Genomic DNA, 18,699 nt, shown 5'->3' with positions numbered 1-18,699 from the left:
CGTTCTCCCGATGCCCTGTAGAGTAGGAGAACGATGGTTCTCTACGCAACGGGCTTGTCGAGGAGTGAGCGGTGATGGACGCGGAGACCGCCGAGCTGAGGCTCCTGGAGACGGCCGAGGCCCTGTTCGACGAGAAGGGCGTCCAGGCCGTCGGCATGGACGCCATCCGCGGCGCCTCCGGCGTCTCCCTCAAGCGCCTCTACCAGCTCTTCCCGTCCAAGGACCACCTGGTCTGGGCGGTCCTGAAGCGGCGCGACGCGGCCGTGCGCGAGGCCATCGCCGCCCATGGCGCCACCCACGCCACCAACCCGTACCAGCGGGCGCTGGCGGTCTTCGACTACCTCGGCGACTGGTTCGCCGCGCCCGACTTCCGGGGCTGCGCCTTCATCAACACCTTCGGCGAGATGGGCGGGATCTCCCCGGACATCGCCGAGATCGCCCGCGGGCACAAGCAGGCCCTGCGGGACTACTTCGCCGAGCAGACCGACGCCCTGAACGCCCCGCCCGCCCTCGCCGACCAGCTGGCTCTGCTCGCCAACGGCGCCATGGTCGTCGCCGGCATCCACGGCACCTCCGAGCCCGCCGCCCGGGCCAAGGACGCCGCCAGGGTGCTGCTCGACGCCCACGTCGACTAGGACCTCGCACCGGCGGACACGCGGAAGGGCCCGCCCGGCGGATGCCGGACGGGCCCTTCCCTGGTCACGCGGTGCGTCAGTCGTCGCCCTGCAGGATCGACAGCAGACGCAGGAACTCCAGGTAGATCCACACCAGGGTCAGGGTGAGGCCGAAGGCCGCCATCCAGGACTCCTCGCGCGGAGCACCGTAGGTGATGCCGTCCTCGACCTGCTTGAAGTCCAGGGCCAGGAAGCAGGCGCCGAGGATGATGCCGATGACGCCGAACAGGATGCCGAGGCCGCCGCTGCGGAAGCCGAGGCCGTCACCGCCGCCGAAGACGGCGAACAGCAGGTTGACCGCCATCAGGAGCACGAAGCCCATCGCGGCCGCCATCACGAAGCCGTAGAAGCGGCGCGTGACGCGGATCCAGCGCATCTTGTAGGCGATCAGCACGCCGGCGAAGACCGCCATCGTGCCGAGCACCGCCTGGGTGACCACGCCGTCGGCGATGTAGGTCGAGACGGCGGCGGAGATCACGCCGAGGAAGACGCCCTCGAAGGCCGCGTAGGCCAGGATCAGCGCAGGCGACGGCTTGCGCTTGAACGACTGGACGAGCGACAGCACCAGGGCGACCAGGGCGGCGCCGATGGCGATGCCGTAGGACTTGTTGATGTTCGCCGGGTCGACCGGCAGCAGCAGCCAGGACAGGACGGCCGTCAGCACGACCGTGCCGAGCGTGATCGCCGTGCGGCTGACCACGTCGTCGATCGTCATGACGTTGGCGCGGGCCTGCTGCGGCGCGCCGAGGTGGGTGTCCGCCTGCGCGTACGGGTTGGTCGCGTACGGGTTCGCCGCACCCTCGGCGTAGGGGTTACCGGTGGCGTACGGGTTGGTTCCGACGGCGGGGCCCCCGGCCTGCGGCTGCTGCGCGTTGAAGCCGGCGTAGCCGTTGTCGCGGCTGAACCCCCGTCGCGAGAAGACCGGGTTGCTGCTCCTCATCTCACTCCTCCATGGCCGCACTGCGCGGCCTTGCGTCAAGAGTAATGCGACGGCAAAAGAAACTCCCTCGTGCTGGGGGAGGATCTTTATACGATCGTGTCGGGGAGGGCAGGTCGGCGGGGGTGAGCGGTGTGCCCGGAACCGGATTCGAACCGGTACGGCCCGAAGGCCAGCGAGGTTTAAGCTCGCCGTGTCTGCATTCCACCATCCGGGCGTGACGCGATGCTCCGCGTTGGCACAGGAGCCTATCGGGGCGCGTCGCCCGTTCAGCGGAACGGTCGCCCGATGTTGTCTTATTTTATTGACGCCTGAGGGTGCGTCAGCGCAGGTGGAGTGCCCTGTGGCGTAGTGCGGCGGGGATCGCGGCCGCAAAGACCCGGCCGCCGGATTGACGAAAAGTCGCCGCCGGATCCGACCCGACTTCGTCACCTCTGCACCCCCTCCCCGGGGGCCCTCGGCGGGGCCGTTCGCGGGCCCCTTCCCCGCGCCCCCTCTCGGGGTCGCCGTCATACCTCAGGATGACCGCGCGCCCCCGCGGTCCGACTCCAGTCGCCCCCGGGAACGGGCATGTGGACGGACGCCGGGTGCCATAACGCTCGACACGATGGAGTGGTTCCCGAACGCCAGCAGTGACAGGAGTCGCCGACGTGAAGACCACCAGCCACACCGTGCCCCGCACCACCGCGGTCGCCGCCCGTGCCACCGACCTCTCGAAGGTCTACGGACAGGGCGAGACCCAGGTGGTCGCTCTGGACCGGGTCAGCGTGGACTTCCGGCAGGGCGAGTTCACCGCGATCATGGGCCCCTCCGGCTCCGGCAAGTCGACCCTGATGCACTGCGTAGCCGGCCTGGACTCCTTCAGCTCCGGCTCCGTCCGGATCGGCGAGACCGAGCTCGGCAGCCTGAAGGACAAGCAGCTGACCCAGCTGCGCCGGGACAAGATCGGCTTCATCTTCCAGGCGTTCAACCTGCTGCCGACGCTGACCGCCCTGGAGAACATCACGCTGCCCATGGACATCGCGGGCCGCAAGCCCGACAAGCAGTGGGTGCAGCAGGTCATCGACATGATCGGCCTGTCCGGCCGGCTCAGCCACCGCCCCGCGCAGCTCTCCGGCGGCCAGCAGCAGCGCGTCGCCGTGGCCCGCGCGCTCGCCTCCAAGCCCGAGATCATCTTCGGTGACGAGCCGACCGGAAACCTCGACTCGCGCTCCGGCGCCGAGGTGCTGGGCTTCCTGCGCAACTCGGTGCGCGAGCTCGGCCAGACGGTCGTCATGGTGACCCACGACCCGGTCGCCGCCTCCTACGCGGACCGGGTCGTCTTCCTCGCGGACGGCCGGATCGTCGACGAGATGCTCCACCCGACGGCCGACGGCGTGCTCGACCGCATGAAGGCCTTCGACGCCAAGGGCCGCACGAGCTGAGCCGAGCCCCGCCCTCCTCGCTCTTTCGACCCCTCCCCCGCGCCGCGCGCCCGAGACGGCGCCGCCGGGGCCCACTCCAGGACTCCCACCATGTTCCGTACCGCCCTGCGCAATGTGCTCGCGCACAAGGCCAGGCTGCTGATGACCGTCCTCGCCGTCATGCTCGGCGTGGCCTTCGTCTCCGGCACCCTGGTCTTCACCGACACCCTCTCGAACGCCTTCCGCGCCCAGTCCTCCAAGAGCTACGACGACATCGCCGTCGCCGTCACCACCGCCCCGAACCAGCAGGACCCGAACGCGACGCCGGGCCTGTCCGAGCAGACCCGGCAGAAGATCGCCGCGCTGGACGGCGTCGCCGACGCCACCGGCCGGGTGAACGGCTTCGCGGGCGTGCCGGACAAGGACGGCAAGCTGATCGGCGTCGGCTGGTCCAACAAGGGCACCAACTTCGCCCCGGGCCGCGACGGCAAGGACCCCGCGTACGACTTCACCTCCGGCACCGGCCCGGTGAAGGACGACCAGATCGCCCTCGACAAGGACACCGCCGCCAAGGGCGGCTACCAGGTCGGCGACCGCGTCCGCGTCGCCACCAACGGCCCGGTGGAGACCTACACCCTCTCCGGTGTCTTCACCACCGAGGACGGCGCGGTGAGCGCCGGCGGCAGCCTCGTCCTGTTCGACACCGACGTCGCCCAGAAGCTGTTCCTGCGCCCCGGCCACTTCATGGACATCAGCGTCAGCGCCGAGCCGGGCGCGGACGCCGACAGGATCCTCGCCGCCGTCAAGCCGGTCGTCGGCGACACCGCCGACGCCCAGACCGGTCAGGCCCTCGCCGACCAGCAGGCCAAGGACATCGAGGAGGGGCTGAGCAGCCTCAACCAGATGCTGCTCGGTTTCGCCGCCATCGCCCTCTTCGTCGGCGTCTTCCTGATCTCCAACACCTTCACGATGCTGGTCGCCCAGCGCACCAAGGAGCTGGCGCTGATGCGTGCCGTCGGCGCCTCGCGCAAGCAGATCACCCGCTCGGTGCTGGCGGAGGCCGGTCTCGTCGGCGTGGTCGCCTCCCTGGTCGGCTTCGGGCTCGGCATCGGTCTCGCCGCGGCGCTGCGCGCCGGCATGAACGCCTTCGGACTGAAGATCCCGGCCGGTGACCTGGTCATCGGCGCCACCCCGCTGCTCTCCGCGCTCGCCGTCGGCGTCCTCGTCACCATGCTGGCCGCGTGGCTGCCCGGCCGCCGGGCCGCCAAGATCCCGCCGGTCGCCGCCATGAGCAGCGTCCACGCGGTGGCCACCACCAAGTCGCTGGTCGTGCGCAACACCATCGGCGCGCTCATCACCGCCGCGGGTCTGCTCGGCATCGTGCTCGGCGCCGGCCAGGGCGGCGACGAGGGCCGGATGCTGATCGCCGGCGGCGCCTTCCTCGCCCTCATCGGTGTGATCGTGCTGATCCCGCTGCTGTCCCGCCCGGTGATCGCGCTGGCCCGGCCGTTCCTGAAGCCCTTCGGCGTGGCCGGCTCCCTGGCCGGGCAGAACGCGGTGCGCAACCCGCGCCGGACCGGCGCCACGGCCTCCGCGCTCGCCATCGGCCTCACCCTGGTCACCGGTCTGTCGGTGCTCGGCGCCACGGTCGGCTCGGCCGTCGACCGGATGACGACGGACCAGATCAAGGCCGACTACATGATCACCATGGCGAGCGGCGAGGGCCTCAGCCAGGCCGCGCTCGACGCCGTGCGCAAGGCGCCGGGCGCCACGGCGGTCTCCCCGCAGCAGGCCGGATACCTCCAGGTGAAGGGCGACTTCGCGTCCGTCTCCGGCGTGACCCCCGGTGACGTCGAGAAGGTGCTCAACCTCCACGTGATCGACGGCTCGCTCGGCTCGCTCGCCGACGGCCAGGTCGCGGTCGCCGAGAAGACGGCGAAGAAGCGGGGCTGGAAGGTCGGCTCGACGCTGCCGGTGGAGTTCTCCGACAAGAAGAAGGGCTCGCTGAAGGTCGGCGCGGTCTACGAGGACAGCGAGTTCGTCTCGCCGCTGCTCCTGGACACCAGGGTCCTCAACGCCCACGACCCCAAGCCGTACATCCCGCAGATCTTCGTGAAGACCGAGGGCGGCGCGTCGGCGGCGGCCGAGAAGGCCGTGACGAAGTCCCTCGGCGACAACCCCGCCATCACGGTCATGGACCAGAAGGACATCCGCGACGAGTTCGGCGGCGTCATCAACATGATGCTGAACATCATGTACGGCCTGCTGGCGATGGCCCTGATCATCGCGGTGCTCGGCGTCGTCAACACCCTGGCGATGTCGGTCTTCGAGCGGCAGCAGGAGATCGGCATGCTGCGGGCGATCGGTCTGGACCGGCGCCGGGTGAAGCGGATGGTCCGCCTGGAGGCCGTGGTCATCTCGCTGTTCGGCGCGGTGGTCGGCATCGCCCTCGGCTCCTTCCTGGGCTGGGCGATCGGCGAGACGCTGAGGAGCAGCCTGCCGGACTACGCGCTGGTCCTGCCGTGGGGCCGGATCGGGATCTTCCTGCTCCTGGCCGGGCTGGTCGGCGTCCTGGCCGCCATGTGGCCGGCCCGCAGCGCGGCGAAGCTGAACATGCTGGCCGCGATCAAGGCCGAGTAACCGCCCGTACGGACACGAAGGGCCGGTCTCCCGCTCGGGGGGACCGGCCCTTTCGCGTACGCGGTACGGGTCGGCCGGTACGGGTCGGCCGGTACGGGTCAGCTGCCGGCGCAGTACGCCATCAGGTGCTCGTGGTTGGCCTTGTACTGGGCGAAGAGCGTCGGGTGGTCGATCTTCAGCAGGGTCTCGTCGTTGGCCCGCAGCGCCGGGTAGGTGTAGTTGTGGCTGCCGGTCCACACCAGCTTCTTCCCCGCCACGCCGTCGTAGGTGCCCTCCACCAGCAGGTACTTGGAGTGCAGTCCGGCCTTGGCGACGCCGGTGCCGCGGTCCTCGTAGCACTGGACGCGCTGGGTGAGCTTGCCGGAGATCACCGACTCGACGGCGCTGCCCAGGGAGCCGGGGTAGCCGTCGTGGGCGAGGATCACCGAGCAGCCGGCGTTCTTGAGGGAGACCAGCTTGGTGGCGACCTCGTCGCGGGTGAAGAGGTTGGCGGCCATGCGGATCTGGGTGCCGCCGGCGCAGGAGACGTTGTCGAGGATCAGCTTGACGGTGTCGGTGGAGGCGTCGGCGTCGTAGGAGCTGCCCGCGGCCTCCTGGCGCGGGAAGAAGTACGTCTTGTACGGGCCGGTGGCGCTGGTCGGGGTCTTGTAGTAGTGGCTGAGCCCGCCGGTGGACGTGCCGTGGTGCAGGAGGTCGGTGAAGTAGGACTGGTAGATGCCGTAGAGGCCGCTGTCGACGATGGTGACGGCGTTGTTGAACAGGTCGGTGCGCTGGACGCCGGTCATGTTGGCCGAGGTCTGCACGACGACGTCGCTCGCGCCGCCGGTGTGCGAGAACAGCCAGAACTTGTTGTGGTTGATGGCGCCGTCGGTGTCGCTCGGCAGCTTCCGGGAGCCGATGCAGCCACGGCCGGCCGGGCAGGCGAAGACCCAGGAGGGCTGGGTGCGGTCGGTGCCGAGGCGGGCGGCCAGGCGCTCGTACTCGCCTCCGGTCATGGTGGCGGAGGTGTGGTCGACGATGACCCTGACCTTGACGCCGCGGGTCTTGGCGGCGCCGAGCGCGTCGGTGACGGGGTCGTCGGTGAAGGTGTAGAGCCCGGCGGTGATGGTGGAGCCGGCGGGGGCCCGGCCGATGAGGTCGATGACGTGGTCACGGACCCGGTCCTGGGCCGCGGTGTCGCCCGCGGGGTCGTTGAAGGTGGCGGTGGTGGTGACGGCCTCGGCGGCCGTGTCGGCGGCGCCCGCCGGGAACTGAGCGGCGGTCAGCAGCCCGGCGGCGGCGGTCAGGGCGAGCAGGAGACGGGCGGGGCGGCGCAAGGATTTCCCCCTCGAACGACAAACAGGGCAGATACATGACAAGGAACGTCACAGCGGGGCGGGGCACCGGCTCTCACCGGCACCCCGCCCCGCGCAACGTATCAACGCGCCTCGGACTCGCTCCACACCCTCGGCCGCAGCGGCAGTCCCGACCCGCCCGACGCCGGCGTCTTCACCGCGAGGAACTGGTTCACGCCGATCCGGTTGCGCTCGAAGGACACCGCGGACGCCGCCATGTAGAGCCGCCAGATCCGCGCGCGGCCGGGCGAGACCAGCCGGACCGCCCGCTGCCACTCCCGCTCCAGGTTCGCCACCCAGCGGCGTAGCGTCAGCGCGTAGTGCTCACGGATCGCCTCCACGTCCCGCACCTCGAAGCCCGCGTCCTCCAGGGTCGTCAGGGTGCGGCCCATCGGGGCGAGTTCGCCGTCCGGGAAGACGTACGCGTCGATGAACGGATCCACCTCGTAGGCCGACTCGTCCGGCTCGGGGCGGCGCGAGATCTGGTGGTTGAGCAGCCGCCCGCCGGGCTTCAGGAGCCCGTACAGCGTGTCGGCGTACTCCCGGTAGCGCACCGCGCCCACGTGCTCGGCCATGCCGATCGAGGAGATCGCGTCGTACGGCCCGTCCGCCACGTCCCGGTAGTCCTGCACCCGGATCTCGATCCGGTCGGTCAGGCCCTCCTCCGCGATCCGCTTGCGGGCGTAGGCGGCCTGCTCGCGCGAGAGGGTGACGCCGACGACCTGGGCCCCGTACTCACGGGCGGCGTGGATGGCCATGGAGCCCCAGCCGCAGCCGACGTCGAGCAGCCGGTCGCCCTCCTTCAGGTTCAGCTTGCGGGCGATCAGGTCCAGCTTGTCCCGCTGGGCCTCCTCCAGGGTCCCGCCGTCCGTCCAGTACGCGCACGAGTAGACCATCGAGGGGCCGAGGACCAGCTCGTAGAAGTCGTTGCCCACGTCGTAGTGGTGACTGATCGCCTGCTTGTCGCGCCGCTTGCTGTGCCGGACGCCGCTGCGGCCGCGGATCTCCTCCACGGGCGGCTTCGGCGGCGGGAGGGGGCCGGCCAGCTTCAGCAGGGCCTTGGCGGCCGCGCGCACCTTGGGGTCGCGCACGGTCTCCAGCTTGCCGCGCGGCTCCTCGTCGCGCTCCCAGATGAATCCGGCGAGCCGGTCCAGGACTTCGTACAGATCCCCGTCGACGTCGATCTCCCCCGCCACCCACGCGCGGGCCAGGCCCAGTTCCCCCGGCTTCCACAGCAGCCGGCGCAGGGCGCGGCGGTCGCGGACGATCAGTACGGGGCCGTCGGCGGGGCCGGCTTCGCTGCCGTCCCAGGCCCGCAGGCGCACCGGGAGCCTCGCTCCCAGCACCTCCTCGGCCAGGGCGGTCAGCCGCGACGCGGCGTCGGCCATGGTGCAACACCTCCGTGATCTCGTGCCCCAGAAATGCTCGTCACCAGGAGAACACCGTCCGTAGGCGAACCCATCCCCTCGCGCGCGTAAACGGCGTGAAAAACACGCGAAGGGCCGTCCGCACCACGGATGGCGGACGGCCCTTTTACGGCCTTGCGTGTACCTCTGGGTACTTCTGGTACTGCTGAGTACTGCTGGTGCTGCTGATGTCGCCGGGGTACCGCCGGAGAGATCAGGCCTTGGCCTTCTCCTGCGCCGGGGCGGCCGGCTGCGGGGCGGGCTTGGCGGCCTCGTAGAACTCCTCGCGCGGCGACTCGATGGCACCGAGGGAGACGACCTCGCGCTTGAGGAACATCGCCAGGGTCCAGTCGGCGAAGACGCGGATCTTGCGGTTCCAGGTCGGCATGGCCATGCCGTGGTAGCCACGGTGCATGTACCAGGCGAGACGGCCCTTGAGCTTGATCTTCATCTTGCCCATGACGATCATCGCGACGCCCTTGTGCAGGCCGAGACCCGCGACCGCGCCCTTGTTGGAGTGCGCGTACTCCTTCTGCGGGAAGCCGCGCATGCCGGCCACGACGTTGTCGCCGAGGACCTTGGCCTGGCGCAGGGCGTGCTGGGCGTTCGGCGGGCACCAGGCGTTCTCGACACCGGCACGGCGCGCGGCCATGTCCGGGACCTGGGCGTTGTCGCCCGCGGCCCACACGTAGTCGAGACCGTTGACCTGGAGCTTCTCGTTGCAGTCCACGTGACCGCGGGGGCCGAGCGGCAGACCGAAGCGGGCGAGCGCCGGGTTCGGCTTCACACCGGCGGTCCACACGATCGTGTTGGAGTCGACCTCCAGGCCGTTCTTCAGCACGACGTGGCCGTCGACGCAGGAGTCCATCGAGGTCTGGAGGTAGATCTCGATGCCGCGGCTCTCCAGGTGCTCCTTGCCGTACAGGCCGAGCTTCGGGCCCACCTCGGGAAGGATCTTGTCGGCGGCGTCGACCAGGATGAAGCGCATGTCCTCGCGCTTGACGTTCTGGTAGTACTTCGCCGCGTCGCGGACCATGTCCTCGACCTCGCCGATGGTCTCCGCGCCGGCGAAGCCGCCGCCCACGAAGACGAAGGTCAGCGCCTTGCGGCGGACCTCCTCGTCGGTCGTCGAGTCGGCCTTGTCGAGCTGCTCGAGGACGTGGTTGCGCAGGCCGATGGCCTCCTCGATGCCCTTCATGCCGATGCCCTGCTCGGCGAGGCCGGGGATCGGGAAGGTGCGGGAGACGGCACCCATCGCGATGACCAGGTAGTCGAACGGCAGCTCGTACGCCTCGCCGACCAGCGGCGCGATCGTGGCGACCTTGCGGTCCTGGTCGATGGTGGTGACCCGGCCGGTGAGCACCTCCGCTCCGCGCACGACGCGTCGCAGCGGGACGACGACGTGGCGCGGCGAGATGCTGCCGGCGGCGGCTTCGGGGAGGAAGGGCTGGTAGGTCATGTACGACCGCGGGTCGACGACCGTGACGGTCGCCTCCGCGTAGCGCATCTTCTTGAGGATGCGCCGAGCTGCGTACAGGCCTACGTACCCGCCGCCTACTACGAGGATCCTGGGACGCTCCGTGGTGCTCATGCCATCGAGTATCCACCCCTCCAAGGGGGGGTGCTCGTGCGCCCCTTCACAAGGTTCGGGGGGACCTCTGCTACACTCCGCCGCCCACGTGACCCATGTCATGGTCCAGCAAAGGAACCAGGGTGTACGGGCGAACGTTGTTCACCCCTTGTGAACTGGCCCGGAGAGCCTTCCTTAACGCTGAACCAAGGGGAGCGTTCACACGATGGAAACATCGAGCGAAGTGGCCTCCAGACCTGCGAAAGGGCCCTGAGGAGCCCGCAGAAGTGCCAAATAAGCTTCCCGGGGCACCCTCAGGGCCCATTTCCTTGTGAAGAACTTCACGAACGTTTTCCGACGGTGTGTCGTCGGCGCCCTCCGGAGCCCTCCATAGCCGCCCGCTATGCCAGGGATAGGGCGATCCCATCGAGGATGTCGTGCTCGCTGACGACCACCTCGGCGGCCCCGGTGCGCTCCATGACCTCCAGCAGGACGAGTGCCCCGGCGATGATCACGTCGACCCGTCCCGGGTGCAGGACGGGGATCGCGGCCCGCTCGTCGTGCGTGGAGACGAGCAGCCGGCCGACGACCTCGGCGACCTGGTCGAAGGAGATCCGGGAGCGGTGGATCCGCTCGGAGTCGTACGCGTCCAGGCCGAGCGCCATCGCGGCGACCGTCGTGACGGAACCGGCGAGCCCGACGAGGGTGTCGGCCTCGCCGATCGGCACGGTCTCGGCCGCCAGGTCCAGTGCCGCCCGGACGTCGGTGACGATCGCCTCGATCTCCGCGGCGGCCGGCGGGTCGCTGCGGACGTGCCGCTCGGTCAGCCGTACGCAGCCGATGTCGACCGAACGCGCGGCCTCGACGTGCGTGTTGCCGACCACGAACTCGGTGGAGCCGCCGCCGATGTCGACGACGAGGTACCGGTCGTCGCCGCGCAGCTCCGCGGTGGCTCCGGTGAAGGAGAACGCGGCCTCCTGGTCGCCGGTGATGACCTCGGGCTCGACGCCCAGGATCTCCACGACGCCGTTCACGAAGTCGGCCCGGTTCTCGGCGTCGCGGGAGGCGGAGGTCGCGACGAAGCGGATCCGCTCGGCTCCGAGCTCCTTGACGACCTCGGCGTACTCGCGGCAGGCCGCGAAGGTCCGCTCCAGGGCCTCCGGCGCGAGGCGGCCCGTCCTGTCGACGCCCTGGCCGAGCCGGACGATCGTCATCCGCCGGTCCAGCTCGATCAGCTCGCCCGTCGCGGGGTGCACGTCGGCGACGAGCAGGCGGATGGAGTTCGTACCGCAGTCGATGGCGGCGACCCGGGTCATTCCGAGGACTTCCCTTCGGCGGCGTCGGTGCACGGGGTGACGCAGGGGCCCTTCGCCCACCACTCCGGCAGCATGGCGATCGCCTCGTCGCCCAGCGGGTTCACGCCGGGGCCGGCCGCGAGCGAGTGGCCGACGAGCACGTGCAGGCACTTGACCCGGTCGGGCATGCCGCCGGCGCTCGGGAAGCCCTCCAGGACCTCGATGGCGTCCCGGCGCGCGATGTAGTCCTCGTGCGCGGCGCGGTAGGCGGCGGCGAGCTCCGGGTCGGTGCCGAGCCGGGCCTGCATCTCCTTCATGACCCCGTTGGCCTCCAGGGTGCCGATGGCGGAGGCGGCGCGCGGGCAGGTCAGGTAGTACGTGGTCGGGAACGGCGTGCCGTCGGGGAGCCGGGGCGCGGTCTCGACGACGTCCGGGTTGCCGCACGGGCAGCGGTGCGCGATGGCGCGCAGGCCGCGGGGCGGCCGGCCGAGCTGCTCCTGGAACGCGGCGACGTCCGCGTCGGTGGGCTCGGTGCGTTCGGTCTGCGGAGGGGGCGTTTCCATGTCTGCCTTGCTCGTCGGTCGGTGCGGGCGTCGGTGCGGACGCCGTGACGGATCTTCTGGCGGATCGCGTGACGGCTGCCGTCAGGGGCGGTCGGCGCGGTCCACGCCGTCCCACAGGTTGTCGTACCACGGACGGTCCGTCGCGCCCTGCTCGGTGCGGGGCCGGTGCTCCGCGTCGGGGTCGTTCACGGTGAAGCCGGTCTCGCCCGGCAACACGTAGTGCAGGTGCTCGCGGGCCAGCCGCCGTACGTAGGCCGGGTCCTGGAGGCGGGCCTTCTCGTCCCGCAGCTCCTCGACCCGCTTCGCCGCCTCGGCGGCCTTGCGCTCCTGGTCGGCGATCTCGCCCTGCTGCGAGACGTACTGCCGCATCGGGTAGGCGAGCGCCACCACGAGCGAGCAGACCACCAGGGCCAGGAAGGCCGCGCGGCCGGTGAGCCGCGAGCGGCGGGCCTGGCGGCGGGTCTGGGAGCGGTAGACACGGGCGGCGGTCTGCTCGCCGAGCAGCCTGATCCGGGTCGCGGTCGAGAACCGGTCCCGGTCCTTCACGGCCATGTCGTGCGCCTCCCCGTGTCACGCGCCTGTGTTCAAACGTACGTCCCCGCACACGGTACGGGACCGGGTGCGGGGACGTAGGTAACCGGGCTTCCGCCGGATCAGCCCTTGAAGCGCGGGAAGGCGCTGCGGCCGGCGTAGACCGCCGCGTCGTCGAGGATCTCCTCGATGCGCAGGAGCTGGTTGTACTTGGCGACGCGCTCGGAGCGGGCCGGGGCGCCGGTCTTGATCTGGCCGCAGTTGGTGGCGACGGCCAGGTCGGCGATGGTGACGTCCTCGGTCTCGCCGGAGCGGTGGGACATCATGCACTTGAAGCCGTTGCGCTGGGCGAGCTCGACGGCGTCCAGGGTCTCGGTCAGCGAGCCGATCTGGTTGACCTTGACCAGGAGGGCGTTGGCGGAGCCCTCCTCGATGCCGCGGGCGAGGCGCTCGGGATTGGTGACGAACAGGTCGTCGCCGACGAGCTGCACCTTGGTGCCGAGCTTCTCGGTGATGGCCTTCCAGCCGGCCCAGTCGTCCTCGAAGAGCGGGTCCTCGATGGAGACCAGCGGGTACGCGGAGACGAGCTCCTCGTAGTACTCGGTCATCTCGGCGGCCGAGCGGGACTTGCCCTCGAACTCGTACGAGCCGTCCTTGTAGAACTCGGAGGCGGCGACGTCGAGCGCGAGCGCGATGTCCTTGCCGGGCACGTAGCCGGCCTGCTTGATGGCCTCGAGGATGAGGTCGAGGGCCTCGCGGTTGGAGCCGAGGTTCGGGGCGAAGCCGCCCTCGTCGCCGAGGCCGGTGGACAGGCCCTTGTCCTTCAGGACCTTCTTCAGGGTGTGGTAGACCTCGGTGCCCCAGCGCAGGGCCTCGGAGAAGGACTCGGCGCCGATCGGCGCGATCATGAACTCCTGGATGTCCACGTTGGAGTCGGCGTGCGAGCCGCCGTTCAGGATGTTCATCATCGGAACGGGCAGCAGGTGCGCGTTCGGGCCGCCGAGGTAGCGGAAGAGCGGCAGGTCGGAGGCCTCGGAGGCGGCGTGCGCGACGGCGAGGGAGACGCCGAGGATGGCGTTGGCGCCGAGGGAGGACTTGTCCGGGGTGGCGTCCAGGTCGAACATCGCCTGGTCGATCAGGCGCTGCTCGGTGGCGTCGTAACCGACCAGCTCGGGGCCGATCTGCTCGATGACGGCGAGAACGGCCTTCTCCACGCCCTTGCCCTGGTAACGGTTGGGGTCACCGTCGCGGAGCTCGAGGGCCTCGAACGCACCGGTGGAGGCACCGGACGGGACGGCAGCACGGCCGGTGCTGCCGTCGTCGAGGCCGACCTCGACCTCGACCGTGGGGTTGCCTCGGGAGTCCAGGATTTCCCGGGCTACGACGACGTCGATGGACGGCACGAGCATCTCCTTCTGGGATGTGACGCTGGTTGTGACGCATGCGGCAAGGTCTCGTTCGCCTTGCGACAAGAGCCTAACCGCCCGGGGGCCTCCGGCCAGCCGGGCGCCCGCCCCCTGGGACGAAAAAGGACCCGAGGGCATGCATCCCGGGACGAAAGCCCCCTACCTACTCATCGGTAGGGCGGGAAAGGGCAGACCCCGGCCCGGAGCGCACGGGGGAAGGGCGCTCCGGGCCGGGGTGGTCACCGCGGGGAGGGGGCAGTCGCCCGGACTACTTCAGGTGGAGCTGCTGGCCCGGGTAGATGAGGTCGGCGTCCTGGACGACGTCCTTGTTCAGCTCGAAGAGCTTCTCCCAGCCGCCCTCGACGCCGTGCGCCTGGGCGATCTTGCTGAGCGTGTCGCCGGTCACGACCTTGTACTCGCCGTCGCCCTTCTTGACCTTCTTGCCGGTCGGGGTGGTGACGGTCTGCTTCGACTCGCTCTTCTTGGCCGTGCTCTTCGGCGCGGTGCGCTGCTCGCTGCGGGTGGTCGGCTGCTCGGCCTTCCGCTCCGGCCGCGGCTGCGCCTGCTCGGCGGAGCCGCCGTCGTACGAGGCGCTGGACAGGCCCACGCCGCAGCTCGGCCACGCGCCCTTGCCCTGGCCCGCGAGGACCTTCTCGGCGACGGCGATCTGCTGGGACTTGGAGGCCTGGTCGGCGGTGGGGGCGTAGGCGGTGCCGCCGTACGCGGCCCAGGTGGAGGCCGAGAACTGCAGGCCGCCGTAGTAGCCGTTGCCGGTGTTGATGGACCAGTTGCCGCCGGACTCGCACTGGGCGACGGCGTCCCACTCGGAGGCGGTGGCGGCCGAGGCCGAGGACGCGCCCATCAGCGGGGCCGCGATGGCGACACCGGCGGCACCGGCGAGCGCGACGGCGCGGGTGGCCTTGGAGGAACGACGGTGTTTGCCCTTGCCGGAAAGCAGCATGGAAATCTCCCTCACCGACGCCTGCGAGGTGAGCTGTCGGGTTCGGGCCGATGGGGCCTCCCCGGTTCCGTCGGAACCCGGGAGGAATTGCCCGGCCGCGTGACGTGCACGCGGCTTCACCCCAAGCCGGTCGTCGGCCGCCCGTCTCGGGCGGCCGGGGCCGGCGACTTACCTGGGTCCCCCGCTCCTGCCTTCGGCGCTTGCGCGACGACTGTTCCCATCGACCGGCGGCAGGATTCGGCGTTCCCGGTCGGTGGGGCCCGCGGTGGCGAGCGGTCACGACCGTAGACACAGACCCGGGGGAAGTTCAAAGACCATCAAGCCGGGAAAATCGCCCCTACTTGCACCCCGTCAGGTGGCGTTTGCGCAGGTGAGCGGCGGCGCGAGCAAAGTTTGCGGACGTGACACGCCCGTTCGACAAGAGAGACCCATGTCTCACTCGCACAGAACGGACATTAGCCCCCGAACTACTCCCCGAGCACGGTCGGTTCGGGCAGCAGTTCCAGGCTCTGACCAGGGAGGATGAGATCCGGGTCGGAGCCGACCGTCTCCTTGTTGGCGTCGTAGAGGGCGTTCCAGCCGCCGAGGAGACCGTTCTCCCGCGCAATGTCCGACAGACTGTCACCCGGCTTGACGGTGTATTCGTCCGCCTTGTCCGAATGGTCGCCGGTCACACCGCCCGTCGCCCCGTCAGCCGGTGCCGCATGGCGCCCGGATTCGGAGCCCGTGTCCGTCATGCCCGGTTCTTCTGTCGCGGCGTCACCCCGGTGCTTGCCGGTGCCGGGGGCGGTCCCGCCCGGCGAGCCGGGCGCACCCGGCGCACCCGGCGTAACGGACACGTCCGGTGTTACGGGCGTACCGGGCGTTACGGGACTGCCGGGGGTCACGGGGGTGGTGGGCGCGGTCGGGGACCCGGTCGAGGGCGCCGTCGGGGAGCCCGTCGAGGGACCCGTCGACGGGGCGGCCGGGGAGGTCGGGGAGGTCGGCGCGACGGGGGTCGTGGCCGGCGCCGAGGGCGCGGCGGTCCCGGTGCCGGTGGTGGTGTCGGCCGGCAGGCCGTCGGTGCGGTTGGACTCGGGGACGGGCCCCATGGGCTTCTTGGGGGTGACACCGGGGCCCGGGTCGACGGCGGGCACCTTGCCGTCGTTCGTGAGGCCGGCGATCGGGGCGCAGGTGGCCCACTGGGTGTCGCCGGCGGCGAGCGCCTTGTCGGCGATCGCGATCTGCTGCGCGCGGCTGGCGAGGTCCGCGCTCGGGGCGTAGGCGAGGCCGCCGTGCCGCTCCCAGCTCTCCTGGGTGAACTGCAGCCCACCGTAGAGCCCGTTGCCGAAGTTGGCGCTCCAGGCCCCGCCCGACTCGCATTCGGCGACCCGGTCCCAGGTCGCCGCGTCGGCGGCGGAGGCGGAACCGGCGGCGAGCAACGGCAGCGCCATGGCCGATCCGGTCACACCCGCGGCGACGACGAGAGCGGGAGCCTGGCGGGGTCTGCGGTGACGTCCGTTTCCGGAGCGCATACGAAAGAGCCTTTCGCGTGACTGCTGAGGTTGCGGGTGAACGTAGCGGCATTCGAACGGAAGTCACAAGCCGATGCAGCCCCGATCACGCGAAGATCACATTTCTGACGGAACGTCAGTCAGCGGGCGGTGGTGCCCTCCGGGGCGAAGGCCACCGGAAGGGTGCGAAGTCCCCGCATGATGAGCCCGCCGCGCCACCGCAGTTCCTCCGGTTCCACGCCAAGTCGCAGGTCCGGCAGGCGGGTCAGCAGGGTCGCGAGCGCCGTCTGCCCCTCCAGACGGGCCAGCGGCGCCCCCAGGCAGTAGTGGATGCCGTGCCCGTACCCGAGGTGCTGGTTGTCGCGCCGCGCGAGGTCGAGCGTGTCCGGCGCGTCGAACCGCTCCGGGTCCCGGTCCGCGGCCGCGAGCACCACGAGCACCGGGTCACCGGCAGGGATCTCCTGCCCGCCGATCGTCAGCGGCCGCGTGGCGAACCGCCAGGTCGCCAGCTCCACCGGCCCGTCGTACCGCAGCAGCTCCTCCACCCCGGTCTCCAGGAGGCCCCGCTCCCCGGCGGCGAGCGACGCCTGGAGACGCTCGCGCTGCTCCGGATGGCGCAGCAGCGCGTAGACCCCGTTCCCGATCAGGTTCACCGTCGTCTCGAACCCGGCGAAGAGAAGGATGAAGGCCATCGCTGCGGCCTCGTTCTCGGTGAGGTGCTCCCCGTGGTCCGAGGCCCTGATGAGCCCGGAGATGAGGTCGTCGGCCGGGTCGAGCCGCTTGCGGTGGATGAGCTCCGCGAGATAGCCGCGCATCTTCTTGACCGACCGCGCCACCCCACCGCGCGGCCCTCCGCCGTGCCGGATCATCATCCCGGCCCAGTCCCGGAAGTCGTCCTGGTCCTCGCGCGGCACCCCGAGCAGGTCGCAGATGGCGTAGATGGGCAGCGGGAACGCGAACTCGTGGATGAGGTCCGCGCTCCCCCGCTCCGCGAAGCCGTCGATGAGCCGGTCCGTCAGCTCCTGCACGCGCGGCGCGAACTCCGCCACCCGCCGCGGGGTGAACGCCTTCGACACGAGGCGCCGCAGCCGGGTGTGGTCCGGCGGGTCGATGTTGAGCAGATGCGTCATCAGCTCCGCCTTGCGCTCCCCCGGGATACCCGTCTTCCCCTTGGCGTGCGCCGGCTCGTCGTGGTGCGCCGGATTCTTCGACAGCCGCTGGTCGGCCAGCGCCTGCCGGGCGTCCGCGTACCGGGTCACCAGCCACGCCTCCACCCCGCTGGGGAGGGTGGCCTTGTGCACGGGCGCGTGCTCGCGCAGCCAGGCGTAGGCCGGGTACGGGTCGGTGGCGAACTCCCAGGTGAAGAGCTCGGGCGCGGGGGGCGTGCTCATGCACCGACCGTACAAGGCGTGGGGGGTGGGGCGGACGGGCAGTGGGCGGGCGGGCCTGCGGACCGACGGGCGGGCGCGGTGCCGGGAGGTGCGGGCGGGCGGCGGGCCCGATGCGGGCCCCTCGCCGGCACCGCACCGGGCGGCGGGCGGGCGGCGCACCGACGGCCGGGCGGGCGGGCGGGCGTTGTCAGTGGGCCGTACTACCGTCGGCCTCACCATGATCTTCGGGGGGAAGGGATTCTCATGACCACGGACAGCGCGGGAAGCAAGGGCACCACCGGCACCGTCGTCTCCGCCGACGGCACCACCCTCGCGTACGAGCTGCGCGGCTCCGGACCCGCCGTCGTGCTCGTCGGCGGCGCCTTCATGACGCGTGGCGACTCCGCCGACCTCGCCGCGCTGCTCGCCGAGCGCTTCACCGTCCTCACCTACGACCGCCGGGGCCGCGGCGACAGCGGCGACACCGCGCCGTACGACGTCGTCCGCGAGATAGAGGACCTCGACGCGCTCGTCGAGGGCCCGGCCGGCGGCTCGGCGATGGTCTTCGGGATGTCGTCCGGCGCCGTCCTCGCCCTGGAGGCCACGGCCCGTGGCAGCGCCGTGACCCGTCTCGCGCTGTACGAGCCGCCCTTCGTCACCGACGCCAGCCGGCCGCCGCTGCCCGCCGACTACGTGGAGCACCTGACGGAGCTGGTGGCGAAGGAGGCGTACGGGGACGCCGTCGCCTACTTCCTGACGGCGGCGGTCGGCCTGCCCGGCGAGGTCGTCGCCGGCATGCGGCAGGCCCCCTTCTGGTCCGGCATGGAGGCCGTCGCCCACACGCTGCCCTACGACGGCCGGATCATGGGCGACACCATGTCCGGCCGCCCGCTGCCGGTCGACCGCTGGGCGTCCGTCACCGTTCCCGTCCTCGTCGGCAGCGGCGACGCCGGCGCTCCGCACATGCTGACCGGCGCCCGGGAGCTCGCCGCCACGTCCGAGCGCTACACCCTGCGGGTCTTCCCCGGCCAGGAGCACGGCATCGACCCGGGGGTCCTCGCCCCGGCCCTGATCGACTTCTTCGGCGGCGCGGTGTCCTGACGAACTACCGCCGTC

At 71.0% G+C, this 18,699-nt stretch carries 15 protein-coding genes, 1 tRNA gene and 1 riboswitch; of the genes, 4 read left to right on the top strand and 12 right to left on the bottom strand.

What is annotated here, in order from left to right:
* Positions 1 to 74 precede the first annotated feature (74 nt).
* On the top strand, positions 75 to 635 hold the full coding sequence (locus ABTZ91_RS22045) for a TetR/AcrR family transcriptional regulator (protein ID WP_352078889.1): 561 nt from the start codon (positions 75 to 77) through the stop codon (positions 633 to 635).
* A 76-nt stretch (positions 636 to 711) separates the two neighbouring features.
* On the opposite strand, the gene ABTZ91_RS22040 is transcribed toward ABTZ91_RS22045, so the two are convergent.
* Positions 712 to 1,614, bottom strand: a complete 903-nt coding sequence (locus ABTZ91_RS22040) for a Bax inhibitor-1/YccA family protein (protein WP_352078888.1) — start codon at positions 1,612 to 1,614, stop codon at positions 712 to 714.
* Positions 1,615 to 1,746: 132 nt separating this feature from the next.
* Positions 1,747 to 1,828: transfer RNA gene (locus tag ABTZ91_RS22035), tRNA-Leu, on the bottom strand.
* A 433-nt stretch (positions 1,829 to 2,261) separates the two neighbouring features.
* Here ABTZ91_RS22035 and ABTZ91_RS22030 point away from each other — a divergent pair.
* Positions 2,262 to 3,035, top strand: coding sequence for an ABC transporter ATP-binding protein (locus tag ABTZ91_RS22030; protein ID WP_352078887.1), 774 nt, complete (start codon positions 2,262 to 2,264; stop codon positions 3,033 to 3,035).
* 90 nt (positions 3,036 to 3,125) lie between these two features.
* Entirely contained in the window at positions 3,126 to 5,654 is a 2,529-nt protein-coding gene (locus ABTZ91_RS22025) for an FtsX-like permease family protein (protein WP_352078886.1), read from the top strand.
* 98 nt (positions 5,655 to 5,752) lie between these two features.
* Here ABTZ91_RS22025 and ABTZ91_RS22020 read toward each other — a convergent pair whose 3' ends face one another.
* From ABTZ91_RS22020 to ABTZ91_RS21975, 10 genes are all read right to left on the bottom strand, one after another.
* A complete protein-coding gene (locus ABTZ91_RS22020; protein ID WP_352078885.1) occupies positions 5,753 to 6,970 on the bottom strand; it encodes a phospholipase D-like domain-containing protein in 1,218 nt (405 codons plus the stop codon).
* A 101-nt stretch (positions 6,971 to 7,071) separates the two neighbouring features.
* Complete coding sequence (locus tag ABTZ91_RS22015; RefSeq protein ID WP_352078884.1) at positions 7,072 to 8,376, bottom strand: cyclopropane-fatty-acyl-phospholipid synthase family protein; 1,305 nt, start codon at positions 8,374 to 8,376, stop codon at positions 7,072 to 7,074.
* A 232-nt stretch (positions 8,377 to 8,608) separates the two neighbouring features.
* The gene (locus tag ABTZ91_RS22010) at positions 8,609 to 9,985 is read right to left on the bottom strand and encodes an NAD(P)/FAD-dependent oxidoreductase (RefSeq protein ID WP_352078883.1); all 1,377 of its coding nucleotides are present in this window, start codon (positions 9,983 to 9,985) and stop codon (positions 8,609 to 8,611) included.
* Positions 9,986 to 10,365: 380 nt separating this feature from the next.
* Positions 10,366 to 11,280, bottom strand: a complete 915-nt coding sequence (locus ABTZ91_RS22005) for a Ppx/GppA phosphatase family protein (protein WP_352078882.1) — start codon at positions 11,278 to 11,280, stop codon at positions 10,366 to 10,368.
* Positions 11,277 to 11,822 (bottom strand): DUF501 domain-containing protein, encoded by a 546-nt coding sequence (locus tag ABTZ91_RS22000; RefSeq protein WP_352078881.1) that lies wholly within the window; start codon positions 11,820 to 11,822, stop codon positions 11,277 to 11,279. Before ABTZ91_RS22000 ends, ABTZ91_RS22005 begins: the two co-directional genes overlap by 4 nt.
* Positions 11,823 to 11,903: 81 nt before the next feature.
* Positions 11,904 to 12,374, bottom strand: a complete 471-nt coding sequence (locus ABTZ91_RS21995) for a septum formation initiator family protein (RefSeq protein WP_352078880.1) — start codon at positions 12,372 to 12,374, stop codon at positions 11,904 to 11,906.
* Between the two features lie 101 nt (positions 12,375 to 12,475).
* Complete coding sequence (eno, locus tag ABTZ91_RS21990) at positions 12,476 to 13,762, bottom strand: phosphopyruvate hydratase (RefSeq protein WP_352078879.1); 1,287 nt, start codon at positions 13,760 to 13,762, stop codon at positions 12,476 to 12,478.
* A gap of 265 nt (positions 13,763 to 14,027) precedes the next feature.
* A complete protein-coding gene (locus ABTZ91_RS21985; protein WP_352078878.1) occupies positions 14,028 to 14,720 on the bottom strand; it encodes a transglycosylase family protein in 693 nt (230 codons plus the stop codon).
* A 3-nt stretch (positions 14,721 to 14,723) separates the two neighbouring features.
* A riboswitch (cyclic di-AMP (ydaO/yuaA leader) is annotated at positions 14,724 to 14,929 on the bottom strand.
* A gap of 258 nt (positions 14,930 to 15,187) precedes the next feature.
* Positions 15,188 to 16,234 carry a transglycosylase family protein gene (locus ABTZ91_RS21980; RefSeq protein ID WP_352078877.1) on the bottom strand — a complete coding sequence of 349 codons (1,047 nt, stop codon included), beginning with the start codon at positions 16,232 to 16,234 and terminating at the stop codon, positions 15,188 to 15,190.
* A 119-nt stretch (positions 16,235 to 16,353) separates the two neighbouring features.
* Entirely contained in the window at positions 16,354 to 17,604 is a 1,251-nt protein-coding gene (locus ABTZ91_RS21975; RefSeq protein WP_352078876.1) for a cytochrome P450, read from the bottom strand.
* Positions 17,605 to 17,847: 243 nt separating this feature from the next.
* On the opposite strand from ABTZ91_RS21975, the gene ABTZ91_RS21970 reads away from it, so the two are divergent.
* Positions 17,848 to 18,684: an alpha/beta hydrolase gene (locus ABTZ91_RS21970; RefSeq protein ID WP_352078875.1), complete on the top strand. Its 837-nt coding sequence runs from the start codon at positions 17,848 to 17,850 to the stop codon at positions 18,682 to 18,684.
* Positions 18,685 to 18,699: the final 15 nt, after the last annotated feature.

Source organism: Streptomyces sp. NPDC126499, from assembly GCF_040302485.1.
Lineage (GTDB): Bacteria > Actinomycetota > Actinomycetes > Streptomycetales > Streptomycetaceae > Streptomyces.
Note: the sequence above shows the minus strand (reverse complement) of the source record. Positions and strands in the feature narration are given on the sequence as shown.

Coding starts and splice junctions, on each gene's coding strand:
- ABTZ91_RS22025 (WP_352078886.1), top strand. CDS start 3,126: ATGTTCCGTACCGCCCTGCGCAATGTGCTCGCGCACAAGGCCAGGCTG.
- ABTZ91_RS21985 (WP_352078878.1), bottom strand. CDS start 14,720: ATGCTGCTTTCCGGCAAGGGCAAACACCGTCGTTCCTCCAAGGCCACC.
- ABTZ91_RS22000 (WP_352078881.1), bottom strand. CDS start 11,822: ATGGAAACGCCCCCTCCGCAGACCGAACGCACCGAGCCCACCGACGCG.
- ABTZ91_RS21975 (WP_352078876.1), bottom strand. CDS start 17,604: ATGAGCACGCCCCCCGCGCCCGAGCTCTTCACCTGGGAGTTCGCCACC.
- ABTZ91_RS22040 (WP_352078888.1), bottom strand. CDS start 1,614: ATGAGGAGCAGCAACCCGGTCTTCTCGCGACGGGGGTTCAGCCGCGAC.
- ABTZ91_RS22045 (WP_352078889.1), top strand. CDS start 75: ATGGACGCGGAGACCGCCGAGCTGAGGCTCCTGGAGACGGCCGAGGCC.
- ABTZ91_RS21970 (WP_352078875.1), top strand. CDS start 17,848: ATGACCACGGACAGCGCGGGAAGCAAGGGCACCACCGGCACCGTCGTC.
- ABTZ91_RS22015 (WP_352078884.1), bottom strand. CDS start 8,376: ATGGCCGACGCCGCGTCGCGGCTGACCGCCCTGGCCGAGGAGGTGCTG.
- ABTZ91_RS22005 (WP_352078882.1), bottom strand. CDS start 11,280: ATGACCCGGGTCGCCGCCATCGACTGCGGTACGAACTCCATCCGCCTG.
- ABTZ91_RS21980 (WP_352078877.1), bottom strand. CDS start 16,234: ATGCGCTCCGGAAACGGACGTCACCGCAGACCCCGCCAGGCTCCCGCT.
- ABTZ91_RS21995 (WP_352078880.1), bottom strand. CDS start 12,374: ATGGCCGTGAAGGACCGGGACCGGTTCTCGACCGCGACCCGGATCAGG.
- ABTZ91_RS22010 (WP_352078883.1), bottom strand. CDS start 9,985: ATGAGCACCACGGAGCGTCCCAGGATCCTCGTAGTAGGCGGCGGGTAC.
- eno (WP_352078879.1), bottom strand. CDS start 13,762: ATGCTCGTGCCGTCCATCGACGTCGTCGTAGCCCGGGAAATCCTGGAC.